We start from the raw sequence: 19516 nt of genomic DNA, 5'->3' as shown, positions 1-19516 counted from the left end.
ATTCTCTTCACCATTGAGAGAATTTTTTTCAAGTGCTTAAGTAAAATTCAATTTTAATTGTTTAACTACCTTTTGTATAATTTCATATTCTGTTTTTTTAACTTCATTGATCTTATTAATAACATTATGAAGCATAGACTTCTGCTCTTGGGACAGCCTTTTGGTATCAAACTCCGCAAAGGATTGCGCAAGGTACTCAAGTCTGATATCATTCCATCTCTCTACAATTCCCATGTATTGTTTATGAAGTCCGGTAATTTTTCCTGATAACTGATATTTTGAGATTACATATCCAAGCCTGTCATATAAACATTTTTTATGCTCGGACAATAAATGGAGTGCTCTATAATCAATTGTCAGCTTTCCCTCTAATAAATGATGTAAATTTCCAATAAGTACATCGTATGCCTTAAACCCGTATTCTACTTGTTCCGGCTGATACTCAAACGTATAAAGTCTCCTTAAGTCACTTCTTGAAAGGAGGTAATCCTCTAATTCATTTATAAACCTAGTTGTACTAAAAGGGAATTCTCCGTCAAAACTTTTGGGTCTGATCAATTGTACAGCTGACCAGGCACACCATGGGGCATAATTTTTATAATGGATTTTCCCGTTCTCATAAGCATCAGTAAACTCGCTATAGTCAAAAGTGAGTCCCGTAAAAAGTCTTTCCTGGTTAAACCCGATGGCTTTTATTTGTTTCGTCGTATTGTCATATCCATAGATCAGTGAAGAATGCACAAAATGATTTTTTTGGTAGTCCCATTTGTTTGGAAGATAGAACTCATCTACATTCATCACCAGGTAATATCCCATATTAAGCTTTTCTATTATAAATTCAAGGATAGATTTTTCATTTTTTAATAAATGATACCCCAAACAAACCACGTCTGCGATTTCAATAAAGCAATCTCTGGGTTCAAGGTAGTTGAGTTCCACATATCCATTGGAATCTGTAAATGAAAAAACCTGTATAAAGTTATTGAAGTACCATGGAAGATACTTATCGCAAGCAAGTATCGCACATAGAGGCAAGCTTCTATGAAGGTATGTTGTTATATCCCTCTGCATTACCACCTTGAGTTCCTTTGATACAGGGTATTCTTCAATTCCTCCGGTTAACGCCATATCTACCCCTTTGCAGTCCACTTGTACCTGATAGTCTTTCAGGTTGTATTTTTCCTGTACCGCTGCAAACTGGTCAAAGGTTTCCTGCTGTCCGCCGGTTTTCCATGTATCCATCATTCCTTTAATGGTTGTGTATCTAAATATATCCGATATAGACAGATTCATGCCGATCTCGGCTGCTCTGGCAACCACCTCCACCGCCTTGATGGAGTCCCCTCCCAGATTAAAAAAATTATCTTCAATACCCACTTTATGAAGTCCCAATACATCACACCATATTTCAGCCAGCAAATCTTCCTGTTCATTTCTGGGAGGGATGAATTCCGCTCCTGTATTAATAGATGATGTATCCGGCTCAGGAAGTTTCTTTTTATCAATCTTTCCATTCGGTGTCAGAGGCATTTTATCGAGACGGATAAAGTATGCTGGAACCATATAGCCTGGTAATTCCTTTAGAATATGTTCTTTTAATTTGGCTACTGTTAATTCCCTATCCGAAACCAAATAAGCACAAAGGTATTTACCCTTATTTTTATCTGTCATATCCATGACAATGGCTTCACTGATATGATCATACTTCTTTAACCGGTTTTCTATCTCTCCCAGCTCTATTCGATAGCCACGAATCTTTACCTGATTGTCGACCCTGCCCAGAAAGTCAATGTTTCCATCAGGAAGCCACCTTGCCAAATCCCCGGTTTTATAGATTCTATCCCCTTTTACAAATGGGTTGTCTATAAATTTTTCCGAGGTCAGGTCCTCCCTGTTTAAATATCCTCTTCCAACACCATCTCCTCCAACCCACAACTCTCCATATACGCCCACGGGCTGTAAATGATGATATCGATCAACAATATAGGCGGTAGAATTGCTGATGGGTTTTCCTATGGGGATGCTTTCCTCATATATTCTGTCAATTGGGAAGCATGTTGAAAAAGTTGTATTCTCTGTAGGCCCATACCCGTTAATAATTTTAAGATTCGGGCATTTCTCCATTACATGATTGATGTGTCTGGGTGAAAGTGTATCCCCCCCCACAAGAAGGAATTTAAGCCCTGCAAACATTTCGGGGCTTTTATCGGACAGCTGGTTAAACAGTGGGGATGTAAGCCATAATATTGTTATCTTATTTTCTACAAGGACGTTCTGAAGCTTTTTGGCATCCAAAATGACATTCTCTTCTGTCAGGTATAAGCTTAGTCCGTTTAAAAGTGCTCCCCAGATTTCAAAGGTACAGGCATCAAAAACAATGGCACCTGTTTGAAGAATTCGATCCTCCTGAGTAAATTGGATATAGTTGGTGTTTTTGACCAGTCTTACAACATTCCTGTGTTCGACCATCGTACCTTTTGGCTTGCCGGTAGAACCGGAAGTATACATAATATAAGCCAGGTGATCGGGTGCACCTGTACATCCAGCTTCAATGTCCTCTGCCTGGCATGGTGAATGTTTATCCAGGAATACTGTCTCCGGTACCTGGACGCCAAAAACAGGGTCAAGATCTGACGTAGTCAGCAGCACCCTTGCCCCGCTGTCCTGAAGCATATAACATTTTCTTTCGTCAGGATAGCCTGGGTCAATAGGAAGGTATGCCCCTCCGACCTTTAATATAGCCAGCATACCAACAATGGACTCAATGGAGCGTTGTACCATAATAGCTACGATGCTTTCAGCGCCTGTACCCCTTTCTTTCAATATTGAAGCCAGCCGGTTTGCCCGTAAATTGAGTTCCTTATATGTCAGCTTTGTATGTCCAAATACAACGGCTATCTGATTAGGAGTTTTGTTCACCTGCTCTTCAAATAACTGGTGTATCGTTTTATTGCGTGGATATTCGGATATGGTATGATTAAAGGTACCTATAATCATATTTTTTTCTTTTTCAGTTAACAGGTCTATCTCATAAACTTTAACCTCATCCGTTTGTGTTACTATTTGTGCTACTTTAGTAAAATGGTCTCCCGCGGCTTCTACTAATTTTTTGTCAAAGACAGCTGCATTATAGCTAAACTGAATGCACATCTTATTTCCAAAAGCTATTTTGATTGAAAAATCATAAGCATTCTGTTCTTGACCCCCACAATGCCTCATGCTATTTTGAAGCGCAGATTTGTCACCTTTTCCCTTTATAGTTTGCTTACCAATGAACATAATATGGGTGGCAAGCTTCCGGTTCTCTCCCAAACGTGATTGGATTTCGTTAATATCCATGGTTCCAGCCTGTCCCGCTTTTGATTTGTGTGTTTCCAAACATGCCAGAAGCTGATTGAAGCAGGTGTCTCCATCACATTTGACTCTTAATGGAACAACTGTGTCCTCTACCTGATTTTCCTTCACTACCAATCCAAATAATACGTCGTTAGTATTATTGTATTTTTGGAGGATAATTCCCCAAATAGCTTCCGCTATTATATCCATGGATACATGATGCCTTAGGGCCATTTCCTTCATGTTTTGGGTCAGCTTTTCATTCAGCTCAATGAAAACTTCTTCCTGTATATAAATATTACTTTTGTTTGCTTTGTTGAATTTCGGAAAAATCGTATCTTGTTCAAAGCCGCTAAGATATTCCTTCCAGTATGAAAAAATCTCTTCATTTTCCGGTCTGTTTTTTTTGTTTACACAGGTTTCCATCGTTAACCCACCTTGTCTACCTACCTGATACGATAGGTATGTTTTTTTAATATCTATTGAAAAGATCCAGCATTTCTCTCGCTGTACTTTCTTCAAATTCTGCCAGACGTCTTATGTCACTTACAATTTGAACTGTGAATTCTTCTGGGTTTTTACTGTCACAGGCACTGGCCAGTAACCTTCTTATTCTTCTCCATCCCCAGCCTGCTTTTTCTACTTGTTTTGAGAAATAAGACAGGTTATTTCCGGAAAAGTGCTTTTCAAGATAAAGAAGAACACTTGCAAAATGCAGTCTGCGGGCACCAATATCCGATATGCGCAAAATGATTGGAGAAACCCATATCATTGTTTCAAAACCTTCGATTTCTTTCCTAAGGTTAAACGAACTCTCCATCTGGTCCGCAAAAGCTCGCATTCCTTTAATTCCGTTGATATCCCCCTCATCTCTGAGGATCGTCAATGCTGCATTTTTAAGAATTTCATAAAGGTTAATACTTATCAGCTTTTTTGTATTGCGGACCAGGGTGATACACTTTGCATTCCCCTTAATAAAATTATCCATAGGTAGTGGATTGGCAAGACTGTTTACAAACGGGTCCAGACAATAAACCGCTCCCTTTTCTTCATCAATCGCTACAGCCAGACTATAGTGTTCAAAATGATATTTGCCGAAAACATCTTTCCAGGGTGCATAGAACGCATCAAGGCTCAGTATGACAGGACTTCCTTCAGCTAATTCGTTTCTTAAAATATTCTTCTGCAAATCGGTATCTTCTTCCAAATGCACTGTAGGTATAATCCCATAGTATTTTTGGAGACATTCCCAAACCTTGTATTCTCCTCCCCCTATCCGGTTACCGAGGATTTCAGAGGGGTTATCTTCCGGCGGCAAATAGGTAAAACCCCAGCCTTCCGAAAACATCAAAACATATTCCTGCTGCCAGGTCTCCATCAACGATACCAGAACGTTTTCCAGGCAGTTATAATGCTCTTCACGAATAAACTTAAAATTATCAATCATTGAACTGAAACTCCTTAAACAACAAATCGTACATTCTTTTCAACCAACTATCAACGAAAGTTCATGCGCCAATTCTTTTTCCTCCATTGCCAATGTTCTTACTTCATTCGCAAATAGAAGTATTTTCTTTTTCTGCTCTTTGCTTTCGATAGATTTCACCAGTACTTCCCTGGTTTTTTTCCATCCTTCTCCAACCTTTTTCATATTGTGTGAAAGCTCCACCAGTCTCAAAACATTATTTCGTTCTCCCAGATATTCCATCAACCGTGCGAAATTCAACCTGCGGAAAAATACTTCTGCCAACTGCATGAAGATTGGTGAGTTATATTTTAATTCTTCAAAGCCTTCAATCTCTGCCTTCAAATCAATGGTGTGTTCCACCTCATCTGCAAATATTCTCATGGCATCAAAGGCCCCTGAAGCCTGTACTTTTGAAACAGCATTTTTTATTATCTCACGCCAGTCAAGCTCCGGTTCTTTTTCAGTAAGGGAAAAGGTAATGCATTTTGCCATGGATAATTTAAAATTCTTCACCGGAAGCGGATTAATATTCTGATTCCAGTAAGGATCCACCACATGGATAATCTCCCGGTCTTCATCCATATCCACTACAATTAAAAAATGCTTCATATGTAACTTTCCATAGACATTCGTCCAGGGAACGTAAAAACCATCCAACCACAAAACCGTGGGCTTGCCATCAGCCAATTCTTTTTTCAATATCTCAATCTGCTGATCCATTGTATGACTGAAATGACATTTGGACTTGATCCCGTGATATTTTTCCAGACTAACCCAGGCATTATATTCTCCTGCTTCTACCCTATTACCAATAATTCTCTTTCTCGAAGAACCTGCTGAAGGAAAGAAAGCAAAATTCCAGGCATCTGCATAAATTAGCATATGTTCTCTTTCGAACCCTTTTGCTATACATGCAACAACATCCTCCAAACAGTTATATAATTCATCATGATGCGGTTCAAACCCCTGTAACATCTTTTATCGCTCTCCTTCTCCAGCTTTAACAAAAGAATAGAATATCTTGATCTTGCCCGACGGAAGCGGCGGAATATCTTCCACAAACTTGAATTCAACCTCCACTTCTCTGCTAATTCCTATATGGATATAATCCAGCAGAATCCGCGCAGCCTCGTCCGTATAGTTTGGCAGCTTAACAATATACATAATAAACTTATTCAATTCCACTTGCTCCACCCGGAAGCTATCGATACAGTCCATTCCCCTGTTAATTAATTTGTAAACCCCCCTTTTAAAGAAAATTTCTCCAAGGACTTCCTTTGTTCCGGCAATCATATCGCCGGTCCTTCCGCCATAAAGTGTAATCACCTGTGATGATTGTCCACATTCACAATCCAAGTTTTCTACCTTTCCAATATCCTGAATATTGTAACGGAGGATTGGCATCAGCTTATTATATAGACTTGTTACAGTAATCTCCCCAATGTCTTTTTCTCCAGGCAGTATACTATGGTTGGTCGTTTCCGCATACATCAGATCTTTCTGAACATGGAGATGACCCATCCGGCATTCATAGGCAATACACCAGGTTTCAATGGTTCCATAGTGGTTAATCGTCTTGCATCCAAAGATTTCTTCGATATATTGCCTTCTGTTTTTATCTGCAAATTCTCCTGCCAACTCTAAAAACTTAATTGTCCCCTTGTTATAGGACATTTCTCCGTTTTGAATCAGTTTTGCATATTTTTCAAATGTAGAAATAGGCCCTGAAAGCCACCTTGGGGACAATGCCAATATCCGGCTGAAACACTTTTTCATGTGGTCTTTTTCAAAATTCAGAAGATTTCCAACCTTTTTGTATGTATTTACATCGTGGAGTGACAGGTAATTTGTAATATCCACTTCGGAATCCCATATGCGCCTCTGTTTCCAAATATTCAACATGGCAATCATTCGTTCAGCCCTGGTTTTCTGGCAATTGACAGGTATTCCTGTTGAACCGCTGGTCAACTCTCCAAATTTCTCTTCTTTGGTATCTGAAAAATAGATTGAATAATTTTTCCTGATGTCTTTTTTTGTGGTAATAGGCAGTTTCAGAAAATTTTCATCTATACTATCATCAAGATTAATGTTATTTTTCAGGAAAACTTCTCTGTAATACTCATTATGCGTATTCAGATAGTTAAGAATGCCAGCCAGCTTTTCCTTTTGAGCCGGATTTGGCATCATGAGGCGTCTATCACAAGTTTCCAGCATCATTTTATCCCCCGCAAATTATTTAATATTCTAAAATGCATCAGCAAGCTTTGCTTTCTATATACTCCCTTAAAGCACTGTATTTCGTCAGGGTCTCAATTACAAGATATTCATTTTCAACGATCATCTCAAATTCCCTTTCGATATCGGCAATCAGCCTTAATACCTGTATGGAGTCAAAAAGGAAATCCCCGATAAGGTCTGAATCGTCATGAATTTCGTCAATAGAAAGCCCTATTCTCATATTCCTCGCAATAATTTGTTTTAGCTTTTCATCTACACATTCTTTCATAAAAACGCCATCCCCTTTACAATGTTTTTACATTATTGTCTTTAAGTCCTGTTTTCTTACAATCTTACCGCTGAGTGTCTTCTCCAGTTGTTCCACCTCAAATATTTTCTGTGGAATTTTATAGTCCTCAAGGTTGTCTTTACAATGCATCAGCAATTCTCTCATATTAATTTTGCGTCCTTCACCCAGGACAACATAAGCAGCAATATCCTCTCCAGCCAGCTCGTCTGCTTCGCCCCTTACTAAAACTTCCTTGACACCTTTAAATCCCATAAGCACACTTTCAATTTCCTCAGGGTATATGTTTTTACCCGAATGAATAATCAAATTGTCTTTTCTTCCTGTAACATACAAATATCCGTCTGAATCAAGACACCCAATATCACCGGTATGTAGAAGCCCGTCTTTTAAGGCTTTACAGGTCAACTCCTCATTTTTATAATATCCCAGCATTACGTTCGGACCTTTCACGGCAATTTCTCCAGATTGATCAGGCCCCAGTACCTTACCCTTGTTATCTAAAATACACACACTCACACCTTTAATAGGAACTCCGCTTGAGCCTTCCCTTTTTAGTAATTCATCCCTTTCAATATAGGTAACTCTGGGTGCAGCTTCAGTTAAACCGTAAGAATAGATGAGATTTGCCCATACAAAATGGTCGGCGAGTTCTCTAATCTTTGAAGCTGCTATACTTGCTCCATAAAAATTAATAATCCTGAGGGTTGATATATTATATTGTTCCAAATTCCTGTGACCTAATATTGCAGTCAATAGGGTAGGTACAGCAAAAAAGACCGTAACTTTATATTCATCAATAAGCTGCAGTATTAACGATGCAGTGGGCATATTGGAAGTTAAAACAAGGGTACAGCCATTTACCAGTGAAACAAGCATTTCTCCGGTGATGCTCGAAGCATGGTTAATATTTTTTATAAGAAGTATTTTATCTTCAGGGATAAGCTTTAAATAATCCGAAATTGCCATGACGTTGCTTACAATATTGTGATTTGAAAGCATGATTCCCTTTGGCATTTGGGTTGTACCCGAAGAAAACAGAATGATTGCCAGATCCGCTTCCTTTCCTGGACATGTCTGTGGGACTTCAGACGCCATACTAGAAATCTCTATAAACCGGCAATCATCCACTTCTCCACTATTCCCCAGATAAAAAATGCCTGATAAAATACCGCAGTCATTCTGCTGAAAAGCCGAAAAAACTTTCTCAAATTTACTAAGAGTGATGATATACTTAACATCATAAAATTTTACCACGTTCAGCAGTTTGTGGATTCCCATATTGACATATAGAGGAACAATAGTTGCACCGCAAAGATTGATTGCAAAGAATGCTTCTATAAATTCAATAGAGTTGTCCATTGCAATGATCACATTGTCCCCTTTTTGAATCCCCTTCAAAGATAGTCTCTCTGCCAACTTTTTTACATTAAAAAGCAGTTCTTTATAGGTCACATTCTTATGTTGACAACATACAGCAATATTATCACTATGTACTTTTGCCGTTTGCTCCAATAAATGAAATATCATATTGATTTTTAACCTCCCTTAAGTTCTATACCGTCTGACGCTGGTTAACCAGCAGTTTTCTTGAAACCGGATAGTACTTTGGTGTACTGTTCCTTCTGCCCAGGAACTGAATCCATATATCTAAATCAGTATCTTCAATGTGATCATTGATGACAATCTCCAGACCTTTACGGTTGGATAATGCAGCAATCGTTTCCTTGAGATCTTCCAGGGTATTCCGATCCTTAAACTCGATGACAATTCGGTTTGTATACTCAGATGCCTGCTTTTCTACATACCAGAATCGAATTGCCAAGCCTTTAAACAGTTCATATACCTTTTCTTCAGGAATATTAAAAATGTTGGAATGCTTCAATAAAAATAGTCTTGTATTCTCCTCAACACCGGCAATTTTGTCATCTTCAACAATTTTCCCCTCAAACCAGTGGAACTGGTGGAGAACCTCCAATTTACTGTTTATATAGAATTTCAAGCCTTCCTTCCACAATTTGTATACTGCTTCTATATCTTCTAACCCCCATGCTTTAAGGTCCTCATCAAATCCATTTACTTTCTCAAGCCACTTTTTAGGAACTGCCAAATTGCAGCTTTGCCCATACAAAAATGGATACATAATAGCAGATGCATTATAAGATAATTCATTAAACACCCCGTATCTGAATTCATGTAATTCATCCCGGCTGCAATCAAATGTGAATTCCTCAAACACTTGTCCACTCTGGACCGTTTCATATGTAATATCATGAGGAATCATAATTCTGGGGCCTACCAAAACAAACTCATTATTCGTACAGTAGTACCGTTCTACCTCCTTCAGGTAGTCCTTACGGATGATAATGTCAGCATCAATAAAAATCAGGATTTCTCCTTCCGCATTTTTCATCCCGAAGTTTCTGGCTCTGGAGCGGCATGAATCCTCACATCTTTCAAGATAGACATATTTCAATTCATAGTTTCTATTTACACCTTTGATAAAGTCTTTTGTACCATCCATTGAACCGTCATCCACTACAATGACCTCAAATTTCTCTTTAGGATAACCTTCCAGGAAATTTATCGCTTCCAAGGAATTCTTCAGCATGACTTTACTTTGGTATGCAGGAATAATAAAACTGTATTTTTTCATTATAATCCCCCCCATTTTAGACTTGACAATATATTTTTCTGCTGCTCTACACCAGATTTGTCGGGCTCCACATCTCTTTTAGTTCATTGATCAATTCTTCCTCTTTATCCTTCAATTCTCTCAGATATTCCATATAGAAAGTATCAAAAATAGCTTCACCTTTTCCATGCCTTCCCCCAATGAGATGTCCTAGATCTATCCACATTTTACATAATTCTTCAAGCCTATCCATAAGATTTAATCTAACCTCGTAATTACATTCCTCATCATACTCTTCCAAAACAAATTTTAATAATTTTCTCTGGGATGCTATCATCCAGATTTTCCAATTGAACAATTCAACTAGCGTAGTTCCCGTGAATACCTTTCTATTATTCAAGTCTAAATTGCACTTTTCACATAGTTCCATAAGACATGGTATTGCAGCAAACCCTTGAGATACTTTTCGCCCTTCTTCGTAAAACACACCTTTTTCATAGTTATCCAGCGTTAATTGGATTAACTTTTTCAATTGAGAACCTTTATTTAGTTTTTGTTCATCAACAGAAACCGTGGCAAAGTTAAGCAAGACATCAAATGCTGGACGTAATTCCTCCTTGTCAATAATCCCCACAGATTTGTTTCCATCATATGGTATATAATTTTCGGCGTTGATAACATGAGGTATTTCTACGTAATAAAACCTTTGTTTGTCATAAGCTATAATAAGGAAAGTATGTTCATCATTAACTTCTAATGCAGAATATTCTGCTCCTCTAAAATGAACTGAAAATGGCACCCTTTGCATAAAAGTATTAACTATGACCAACTCTCCTTTATCAAGAAGTTCCTCTATTTCTTTTATAGACTGATATCCTTTATCTCTGTAATACTGCACCTTGAAAATATCTTCTCTAAATGGATAAGCCAAATGATCAACATCATAAATTGAACCGTCTGAGTTTTGGATTACTTTAGGGACTATATCTCCCAGAAACAATTCTCTAATGCCTTTTATACTTTTTAGTTTTTTCTTTGAAATAAAGTACAGCATAAGTGAAGCACAATCCAGATATATACTATAATCATCTGTTTCCCCGTTTTTTAAAAAGTGATACTCCATATCTATGTTTTGTCTCATTATCAGGGGCAGTTCATGCTCTTTGGCATTTAAACCAACCACATATTTCTGGAGCTCTGCGATTGTTGGGTATTGCATAATATGTCGCATATTCAGCGAATACCCTTCCAAGCGCCCCATCATTTGGATCGCCTTCAGCGAGTTACCTCCAAGGTCAAAAAAGTTATCCTTGATGCCTACCTTCTTAACACCTAATATTTCCTGCCATACTTCAACAAGCTTTTGTTCGATCTCATTGGAAGGAGCTACATACTCCTCACCTGTACTAAATTTACCATCCTGCGCAGGCAGTGCCTTCCTGTCTATCTTTCCGTTTTGCGATAACGGCAGGTTTTCCATTTGAATAAAATAAGACGGCACCATGTATTCAGGAAGTGTAGTTTTGAGATTTTCTCTTATTTCATGAACGATCAAATCCCTGTCCGCCACGATATAGGCACAAAGGTATTTAGTGCCGCTCTTTGCATCCTCCCTGGCAACAACAACAGCCTCTTTTATATACTCAAGCTTATATAACTGTGACTCGATCTCACCAAGTTCTATCCTGAAACCTCTGATTTTTACCTGGTGGTCCATTCTTCCAAGATACTCAATGTTCCCGTCAGGGAGCCACTTTACAAGGTCTCCTGTTTTATATATTTTTTCTCCAGCGCGAAAGGGATTGGGTATAAACTTTGATGAGGTCAATTCCGGCCTGTTGATGTATCCCCTTGCAATTCCCTTTCCTCCCAGGCATAATTCACCCGGTACACCGATGGGTTGAAGGTTATTATTTTTGTCCAGAATATATGCTTGGATATTCTGCAGTGGCTGACCTATAGGTACAATATCCTGATAGGCACTATCACTTAAAGAGTACCGGGTTGCATAAATGGTTGATTCTGTGGGTCCATAGATATTTTCCAGCTTTACTTTTGAAGATATCTTGTTGAATTTATTGACTACTTCTTTGGGTAATGCTTCACCGCATGCAAAAATATACCTTAATTTGTCGAGGGTATGCGTTTTCTCTTTGGCACATATATCCAAAAACAGGTTTAACATGGAAGGTACAAAATTGATGTGGGTAACGTGATACTGTTCTATCGCTTCAAGGACTTTTTGAGGGTTTTTTTCTTCACCAGGCTCTAAAATAGCCAGTCTGCCTCCTGCATAAAACCAGCCGAACAGTTCTGCAACAGATACATCGAAAGTATAAGTTGTCTTTAATAGGTATGTATCTTCCTCAAGCAGCGGATAATCTTCCTGAAGTCCAATAAGTATATTTACCGCACTTCCATGTTCAATCATGACCCCCTTTGGTTTCCCTGTGGAACCCGATGTATAGATAACATAAGCTAAATCTTTTGGATTATTTATTTTCTCAAGATTTTTGTAATCCCCCTGATACAGGCTTTCCTCTTCCAAATCTATAATTTCCCCGGCAAACCTCAGCTTGTGTTCTAATTGCTTCCTGGTAAGTACAAGCTTTGCCCCACCATCGTCCAGAATATAGTTTATCCTCTCTTCCGGATATTCAGTATCAATAGGAAGGTATGCCCCTCCAGCTTTCAGAATACCCATAATTCCAATGAGCATTTCAAATGACCGTTCTACCATGATACCTACAATATCATCAGGTTTGATACCTTTACTTCTTAACACATTTGCAAGCTGATTTGATTTTTCATTTAATTCCTTATAGGTCAGAGTTTTGTTGTTAAATATCAGAGCAGTATTAAGAGGAGTTTTTTCCACCTGATTTTCAAAAAGCTCATGCAGTGTCTTATCCCTTGGAAACTCAGCAGCGGTGTTGTTAAACTCATTGAGTACCTGATCCTTCTCTTCATTGTCTAATAGGTCTATTTCATGTAATCTGACTTGCGTATTGTCCACTATAAAATTTAATATATTTAAAAAATGTCTCCCAAACCTTTCAATAGTTTCCCGCTTGAATAAATCTGTACAATAGTTGATTTCAATATCAATACCCTTTTTACTTTCTGCTGCAATGGTTTCAATATCGAATTGAGACATTTTCCGTTTGTATTGATAACCGGATATCTCAAGTCCTTCGGCTTTTACATCTCCGATATTCATGTTCTGTAGAATAAACATGGTATCAAATATAGGGTTTCTGCTCAAATCCCTTTTGATATTCAGTTCATCTACCAATTGCTCAAATTGGTAATCCTGGTTGTCAAATACCTTTAATACATTTGCACCCACTTCCTGTAAAAACGCACTAAAAGTCTTGTCAGCTTGAGGAAAATTCCTGAGCACCAGTGTGTTAATAAATACACCGAGAGTATTCTGAATATCCGAATGCCTTCTTCCTGCAGAAGGGGTACCAATAATGATATCCGTCTGCCCTGTATATTTTGCAAGGAGGATATTATATGCGGTAAGCAGTACGATATACAAGGTAACCCTGTTCTCCCTTGCAAGCTGATAAAGCTTTTCAGCCAGCTCCCTATTTAAAGCAAATAACACCGAGTCCCCTTTATAGGAAAATTCTATAGGTCTGGTAAAATCAGCCGGAAGATTCAAAACCGGTAATTCACCCGAAAGCAGTTCTTTCCAGAACCGCTTTTGGCTCTCCACCTCTTCACTTTCCAGGAGCTTTTCCTGCCATACAGCATAATCCTTATATTGAATATTTAGAGCCGGAAGGTCTTTCCCTGCATAAAGCTCATTGACTTCGCTGACAAGAATACCTTCGGATACCCCGTCCCCTACAATATGGTGCATATCCTGGAGCAGTATGTAGGTAGGTCTTTCTGAAGCATTTTTAAGTTTTACAAGTTTAAACCTGAATAACGGGGGTTTGCTCAAATCATAGGGACGGATAAACTCCCCTATCATGAGGTCCACTTTTTCCTTGTCTTCTTCCATTTCATTGTATTCTATATTGAAGCTTACTTTTTGGTGAATCTTTTGAACCGGCTTACCCTCAATAAATTCAAAGGATGTTCGTAAAATTTCATGCCGCTCCACCAGCTTTTCAATTACCTGTGTAAAATGGTTTAAGTCCAGATCACCCTCTATTTTTAAAACCTGAGTCATATTATATGCCGTACTTTCACTATCTATTTGGCTAACCAGGTACATTCTCTTCTGGGCAGCAGAAAGGGAATAATAATCCCTCATTTCTATCTTTGGAATAGGCCTGCTAAAAGCATCGCCAAAGTCAGAGGAAATAAGATAGTTTTTTATTTCTTCTTTTCTTTCAGCCATATCCTTTAGAATCTCCGCTGTAATGACTCCTTTCGGGGCCTTGTACCGTAAAAACCCGTCCTCTTTCCAAAGCTTGATACTCTTAGCTTTTAACTCCGAGATAAATTTTTCTATTGGCTGCTTCTCTTTTAAACAACTATCATTTTCTATCATTTTATTTTACCCCCAAAGACAAATGACTAAACCCAAATACCCTTCTTTATATAATCATCCCACTTCAGGATTCTTGAATATTTCCTTGAATTTTGTTTCTCCCAGTATCTGGCCTATATATTCGATTTGTTTTTCCTTCGAAACCATCTTTGTTAAGAGTACACTCTTTAACATATCCAAGGCTTGTCCAACCTCTTCAATGCTAGGCTGTCTATTCTCTTTTAATATTTCCTCCTTCAGGTTTTTAATCTTTCTATAAGGCTCTACAACTCCCTTTTGATAAGCTTGTTCATCCCAGTTACTGTTCTTGGTACAAATTGCTGCAGCAATGCATTTTGTAATGACTTCCATCCCGTTACTGATATCCTGTTCACCACTTAAAAGCTTCCTCTTTACTGCTTGTATGTCTGCAGCATTGTCGTAAGAATAGGTTTTGATTTGTGGAGCATTCTTCTTCATGAGATTTCTAAGAACTGTCTGCGGTCCCAGTTCAATTGCCAGATCCACCCCTTCATTTTGCAGATATTGCATGGAAGCTTGCCATCTGACAGGCTGTACCATCTGTTTTGTTAAATTTTCAATAATACTTTCTTTTCCCTGGTAAGATAGAGCAGTAACATTGGATAAAACAGGGTAACTCAAGTCAAAGTAGCTATATTTGCACAATTCCCCGTTCAGCAAGTCTGCAGCAGGCTGCATTAAAGGACTGTGGAAGGGTGCGCTTACCTTTAGCGGAATCACTCTTGCACCTGAAGCTTTTAGTTTTGCACCTGCTTCTTCTACAGCTTCCAAATGCCCTGAAATAACAATCTGCTCGGGAGAATTATAATTGGACACCACAATCAGCTTTCCATTCTTTGAGACATTGCTGCATTCTTCATCAATTGTACTTTGGCTGACCCCACTGACAGCAGCCATACCGCCTACTCCGACTGCTACAGCCTGCTGCATGAATTTGCCTCTTTGTCTTACGATTTTGACCGCATCCGTAAATTTTATTGCTCCTGCACAGCACAATGCCGAAAACTCACCCAGACTATGCCCAGCCGCATATGCAGGCTCAATACCAATTTCTTTCATATATACTCTGAAGGCTGCCATACTTGCTGTTAAAATAGCAGGCTGTGTATTTTCCGTTTTTATAAGCTCTTCCATATCACCTTCAAAGCATAGTTTTTTCAGGTCAAAGCCTAAGGCATTATTGGCTTCTTCAAAGGTTTCTCTTGCTTCCGGAAAGGACTCATAAAGCACCTTTCCCATTCCAACGTATTGAGAGCCCTGACCGGGGAATAACAATGCAACTTTATTCATATCAAATCAACCTCCAATATTTAAAATTATTTGTTTTATTTATAAAGCTCCTTCGTCAAATTCTTCTTCCAGTTCATTTGAATCCTCATCACTGTCTCCCAGTATCTTTGCCAACTGTGCGACAGTTGACTGTTCAAAAAAGCTTTGCAGATTCACATTTCTATGGAACTTCTTTCGAAGAATTGTAATTAATGAAGTGGCCAGGAGTGAATGTCCTCCTAATTCAAAGAAGTCGTCGTGAATACCCACAGGATAAACACCCAGCTGCTCCTGCCATATTCCCGCTATCACTTCTTCCAGTTCATTTTGAGGAGCCGTATAAGGCACATCCAAATTCGGTCTGTTATTTGACTGGTTCGTGACCTTCGCAGCACCGCTATTTCCTCTTACGGATGACATTCTGAATTCCTCAATTTCTTGAAGCCTTCCCATAAAATCATCGGGTACTACTGCAACCTGAGCCAGGGCCTTGGATGCTATGATCCTTTCTAATAATGTGAGTCCCTCGTGAACGGTTATTTTCTGCCTTTTGCTTCTGGATCCGGTTTTCACCGCCATTCCTACTTCGTCCCATTCATCCCAGTTAACCGATACGGTAAAAGTGTTTGACATTTGACTTCTGTAATGCGCATAAGCATCCAAAACTGCATTGGCACCACAGTAATCTACAAAGCCTGCCTCTCCCAGAATGGAACTGCTGGATGAAAACAACGCCATAAAATCTAAATCCTCGTCCTTAAATAATTCATCGATTATCAATGTACCTGCAACCTTGGGTGCAAACACTTTGTCTGCAGCTTCTGCTTGTTTTTCCTGAATCAGCCCGTTATCAGAAATTCCTGCTGCATGAATGACTCCGTGAATGGCGCCAAATCTGGATTTTGCCTGTCGAACCACTTCACGCATCTGCTCCAGGTCAGAAGTATCAGCCTGGATTGCCATGACCTCAGACCCCAGTGCTTCCAGTGCTTTTACTTGCTTTATGATATCGCCGGCAGTATCTTGGGCAGGGTGTGTATCAAGCCATTCCTGCCACTGATCTTTTTCAGGGAAAGCAGACCTTCTGGTAAGAATCAGATTAACCTTTGCCTCCTTTGCCATACGAAGAGCTGCAACAAGTCCTATCCCTCCCAGGCCTCCAGTGATTAGATAAGTACCTCCTTCTTTCACCCAGTTTCTTTCCTTCATACTTTCAAGGGTGGTACATTCCATGGTTGGCAGCCATCGATGATTTCCCCTCAGTGCAATAGTAGTTTGAGGCTCCTCTGCCGATATTTCAGCTAGAATTGCTTTTGCAAATCTGCTTTTTTCATTCCTTCCGATGCCTTTTAAAACTAAATCGATGCTTTGGCAAAAAATATTGCTATACTCCATCGGAATAACCTTACAAGGTCCGGTGATTACTGCCTTTGCAGGATAACAGACCTTTTCATCTGAAATGACCTGCATATTATTTGAAACAACAGCAATTTTTACATTATGGTCAATGATAGTTTCTCCCAATGCCTGTGCAAGACAAAGCAGGCTGTGAAAGCCATGACTTAAGCATTCCTCAGAAAACTCCAGCATTGGACATCCAAGCTCCTCTTCTGTTACATTCCAAAGATGAAGAATGCTGCCTGGTTTATTCCCTTTAAACACATCCTTTACCAGTGATACGTAATGTTCTTTGGTCTTAGGATTTATGGTATAGGCGCCTTGATTCATCTTGCGGTATTGATGCCCTTTAGAGACAGTCACAAGCTGAACACCTTCTTCTTTTAACGTCCTGACGATATTTTCGCTTAAGCCCGTTTCATCTTCGAAAACAAGCCAAGTACCGTCCTTCTCCAGTTTGCTGCTGACAAAAGGAACATTGGCCGCTCTCTTCCAGGAAGGGAAGTAAAGCCAATCATTAAAATCGGATTTTTTTGAGGATGAAATACTGTTCTTTTTCATTAATTCCTTGCTATTATATTGCTCTACCCAATATCTCTTCCTCTGGAAGGGGTAAGTAGGCAGCGGCGTTCTATGCCTTTTTTCATCACTGTGGAAAGTTTTCCAGTCAACGGGCACACCTTCAACCCAAAGCTTACCGATGGAAGCCAAAACTTCTTTAGAAGCCAGGGAACTGCTTCCTATCAGATGATTGGCAGTACTGTTTTCTTTCTGCGTACTTTTTGCTGCACCGGAGAAAACTCTTTCATCCTCCTTGGCTTCCAAAAGGCGAACTGCATCCTCCAGATCCCTGCACAGGATTGCACGCCTGTATTCAAACTCTTTTCTACCAACATGGAGGGTATAAACGGCATCCGAAAGATGTACGGTTGGATTTTCCCTAAAGTGTTGTGAAAGGTTCAGGCACATCTGTTCCAATGCCTCCGGAGCCTTGGCAGATAAGGTTATCAGCTGCCACTCCCTTGAGGAAGGCAATACTTCCATGGGAAGTGCTTCTTCTACTACAGCATGGACGTTGGTACCGCCAAATCCAAAAGAACTGACTCCTGCGGTTCTTGGCTTTTCACCTGTTTCCCAGTCACAGAGCCTGGTATTGATATAGAAAGGACTATTTTCAAAGTCAATCTTGGGGTTTGGTATTGAGAAATTAATGCTGGGAGGTATCTGCTTATGTTTTAAAGCCAGTACAGTTTTAATCATTCCAGAAATACCCGCACCTGAAATAGCATGTCCAATATTGCTTTTTACCGAACCAATGGCACAATAAGACTTTTTGTTTGTAAATTGTTCAAACACCTTGGTAAGTGCCGATATTTCAATCGGATCCCCTAAAGCCGTACCTGTCCCATGGGCTTCGATATAACTGATATCTTCCGGATGAACCCCGGCAAGATTTTGGGCTGCTGCGATTACCTCCGCTTCTCCTTCCCTGCTGGGTGCAGTAAAACCAACCTTTGTAGAACCGTCATTATTGACAGCCATTCCCTTAATCACTGCATAAATGTGATCTCCGTCCCGCAGGGCATCTTCCACACGCTTTAAAAGAACAACACCAACTGCACTGGTAAAAACCGTTCCATAGGCATCTGCATCAAAGGGTCGAGTATGCCCATCCGGCGAGCCGATAAAACCCGTCTGATACAAATATCCTGATTTCTGAGGCAGTTTTATTCCGGCTCCTCCTGCAACAGCCATATCGCAGTGATAGTTCAGTAATCCTTCATAAGCCATCGCAACCGCAGTCATAGAAGTTGAACAGGCTGTTTGAATATTGATGCTGGGCCCTTTTAAGTTGAATTCATAGGATGCCCTGGTAGCCATATAGTCTTTGTCGTTACCTACCGCAATAGCCAGATCATCCTTTACCCCCAGCTTGTTAAAGAGGTGGTAAAGAAAGTAATAACTCATATTACTGCCCGCGTAAACACCGATAGGGTAATCATATTGATTACAGGAGTAACCCGCATCTTCCAATGCTTCATAAGAGCATTCCAAAAAGAGCCTTTGCTGAGGATCAAGGTTTTCTGCTTCTTTGGGGTTTAGACTGAAAAAGCCTGCATCAAAAAGCTCAATATCTTCCAGGATACCTCCTGCAAAAACATAGTTGGGATCATTAATACTTTCCTCATCAATCCCGCAAGCTCTTGCATCCTCCTTTGAAAAATAGGTAATGCATTCCTTACCGCCTTTTAGCCTTTCCCAAAATTCATTTATATTTTTGGCTCCCGGAAAACGCCCCGACATTCCGATAATGGCTACTCCCTCCAGAGCGTCTTGTATAGGTGTATCAGCCAT

10 protein-coding genes are annotated in these 19516 nt (G+C 39.5%); all 10 read right to left on the bottom strand.

The window, feature by feature from the left end; all coding sequences use genetic code 11:
* Positions 1-36 precede the first annotated feature (36 nt).
* The 10 genes from T344_RS29185 to T344_RS0123495 are packed head-to-tail and all read right to left on the bottom strand — an operon-like array spanning position 37 to position 19516.
* Positions 37-3762, bottom strand: a complete 3726-nt coding sequence (locus tag T344_RS29185; RefSeq protein ID WP_051572199.1) for a non-ribosomal peptide synthetase — start codon at positions 3760-3762, stop codon at positions 37-39.
* A 46-nt stretch (positions 3763-3808) separates the two neighbouring features.
* Positions 3809-4783, bottom strand: coding sequence for a BtrH N-terminal domain-containing protein (locus tag T344_RS0123535; RefSeq protein WP_027630736.1), 975 nt, complete (start codon positions 4781-4783; stop codon positions 3809-3811).
* Positions 4784-4822: 39 nt separating this feature from the next.
* The gene (locus T344_RS0123530) at positions 4823-5779 is read right to left on the bottom strand and encodes a BtrH N-terminal domain-containing protein (RefSeq protein ID WP_027630735.1); all 957 of its coding nucleotides are present in this window, start codon (positions 5777-5779) and stop codon (positions 4823-4825) included.
* A gap of 3 nt (positions 5780-5782) precedes the next feature.
* Positions 5783-7021 carry a phenylacetate--CoA ligase family protein gene (locus tag T344_RS0123525; protein WP_027630734.1) on the bottom strand — a complete coding sequence of 413 codons (1239 nt, stop codon included), beginning with the start codon at positions 7019-7021 and terminating at the stop codon, positions 5783-5785.
* A 37-nt stretch (positions 7022-7058) separates the two neighbouring features.
* The gene (locus tag T344_RS0123520; protein WP_004624824.1) at positions 7059-7310 is read right to left on the bottom strand and encodes an acyl carrier protein; all 252 of its coding nucleotides are present in this window, start codon (positions 7308-7310) and stop codon (positions 7059-7061) included.
* A 27-nt stretch (positions 7311-7337) separates the two neighbouring features.
* Positions 7338-8858 (bottom strand): class I adenylate-forming enzyme family protein, encoded by a 1521-nt coding sequence (locus T344_RS0123515; RefSeq protein ID WP_027630733.1) that lies wholly within the window; start codon positions 8856-8858, stop codon positions 7338-7340.
* Between the two features lie 25 nt (positions 8859-8883).
* Positions 8884-9984, bottom strand: coding sequence for a glycosyltransferase family 2 protein (locus T344_RS30075; protein ID WP_027630732.1), 1101 nt, complete (start codon positions 9982-9984; stop codon positions 8884-8886).
* Between the two features lie 46 nt (positions 9985-10030).
* A complete protein-coding gene (locus T344_RS29175; protein WP_027630731.1) occupies positions 10031-14473 on the bottom strand; it encodes a non-ribosomal peptide synthetase in 4443 nt (1480 codons plus the stop codon).
* A 54-nt stretch (positions 14474-14527) separates the two neighbouring features.
* Entirely contained in the window at positions 14528-15784 is a 1257-nt protein-coding gene (gene fabD, locus T344_RS0123500; RefSeq protein WP_027630730.1) for an ACP S-malonyltransferase, read from the bottom strand.
* Between the two features lie 39 nt (positions 15785-15823).
* Positions 15824-19516 carry a type I polyketide synthase gene (locus tag T344_RS0123495; RefSeq protein WP_027630729.1) on the bottom strand — a complete coding sequence of 1231 codons (3693 nt, stop codon included), beginning with the start codon at positions 19514-19516 and terminating at the stop codon, positions 15824-15826.

The sequence above is a fragment of the Ruminiclostridium cellobioparum DSM 1351 = ATCC 15832 genome (assembly GCF_000621505.1).
Taxonomy (GTDB): Bacteria; Bacillota; Clostridia; order Acetivibrionales; family DSM-1351; genus Ruminiclostridium; species Ruminiclostridium cellobioparum.
The sequence above is the reverse complement of the archived record's forward strand: the minus strand, read 5'-3'. Positions and strand labels throughout refer to the sequence as shown.

Bases quoted from the DNA above. Each gene is read 5' to 3' on its own strand.
- T344_RS29185 (WP_051572199.1), bottom strand. From the start codon at position 3,762: ATGGAAACCTGTGTAAACAAAAAAAACAGACCGGAAAATGAAGAGATT.
- T344_RS0123535 (WP_027630736.1), bottom strand. From the start codon at position 4,783: ATGATTGATAATTTTAAGTTTATTCGTGAAGAGCATTATAACTGCCTG.
- T344_RS0123530 (WP_027630735.1), bottom strand. From the start codon at position 5,779: ATGTTACAGGGGTTTGAACCGCATCATGATGAATTATATAACTGTTTG.
- T344_RS0123525 (WP_027630734.1), bottom strand. From the start codon at position 7,021: ATGATGCTGGAAACTTGTGATAGACGCCTCATGATGCCAAATCCGGCT.
- T344_RS0123520 (WP_004624824.1), bottom strand. From the start codon at position 7,310: ATGAAAGAATGTGTAGATGAAAAGCTAAAACAAATTATTGCGAGGAAT.
- T344_RS0123515 (WP_027630733.1), bottom strand. From the start codon at position 8,858: ATGATATTTCATTTATTGGAGCAAACGGCAAAAGTACATAGTGATAAT.
- T344_RS30075 (WP_027630732.1), bottom strand. From the start codon at position 9,984: ATGAAAAAATACAGTTTTATTATTCCTGCATACCAAAGTAAAGTCATG.
- T344_RS29175 (WP_027630731.1), bottom strand. From the start codon at position 14,473: ATGATAGAAAATGATAGTTGTTTAAAAGAGAAGCAGCCAATAGAAAAA.
- fabD (WP_027630730.1), bottom strand. From the start codon at position 15,784: ATGAATAAAGTTGCATTGTTATTCCCCGGTCAGGGCTCTCAATACGTT.
- T344_RS0123495 (WP_027630729.1), bottom strand. From the start codon at position 19,516: ATGGCTGATACACCTATACAAGACGCTCTGGAGGGAGTAGCCATTATC.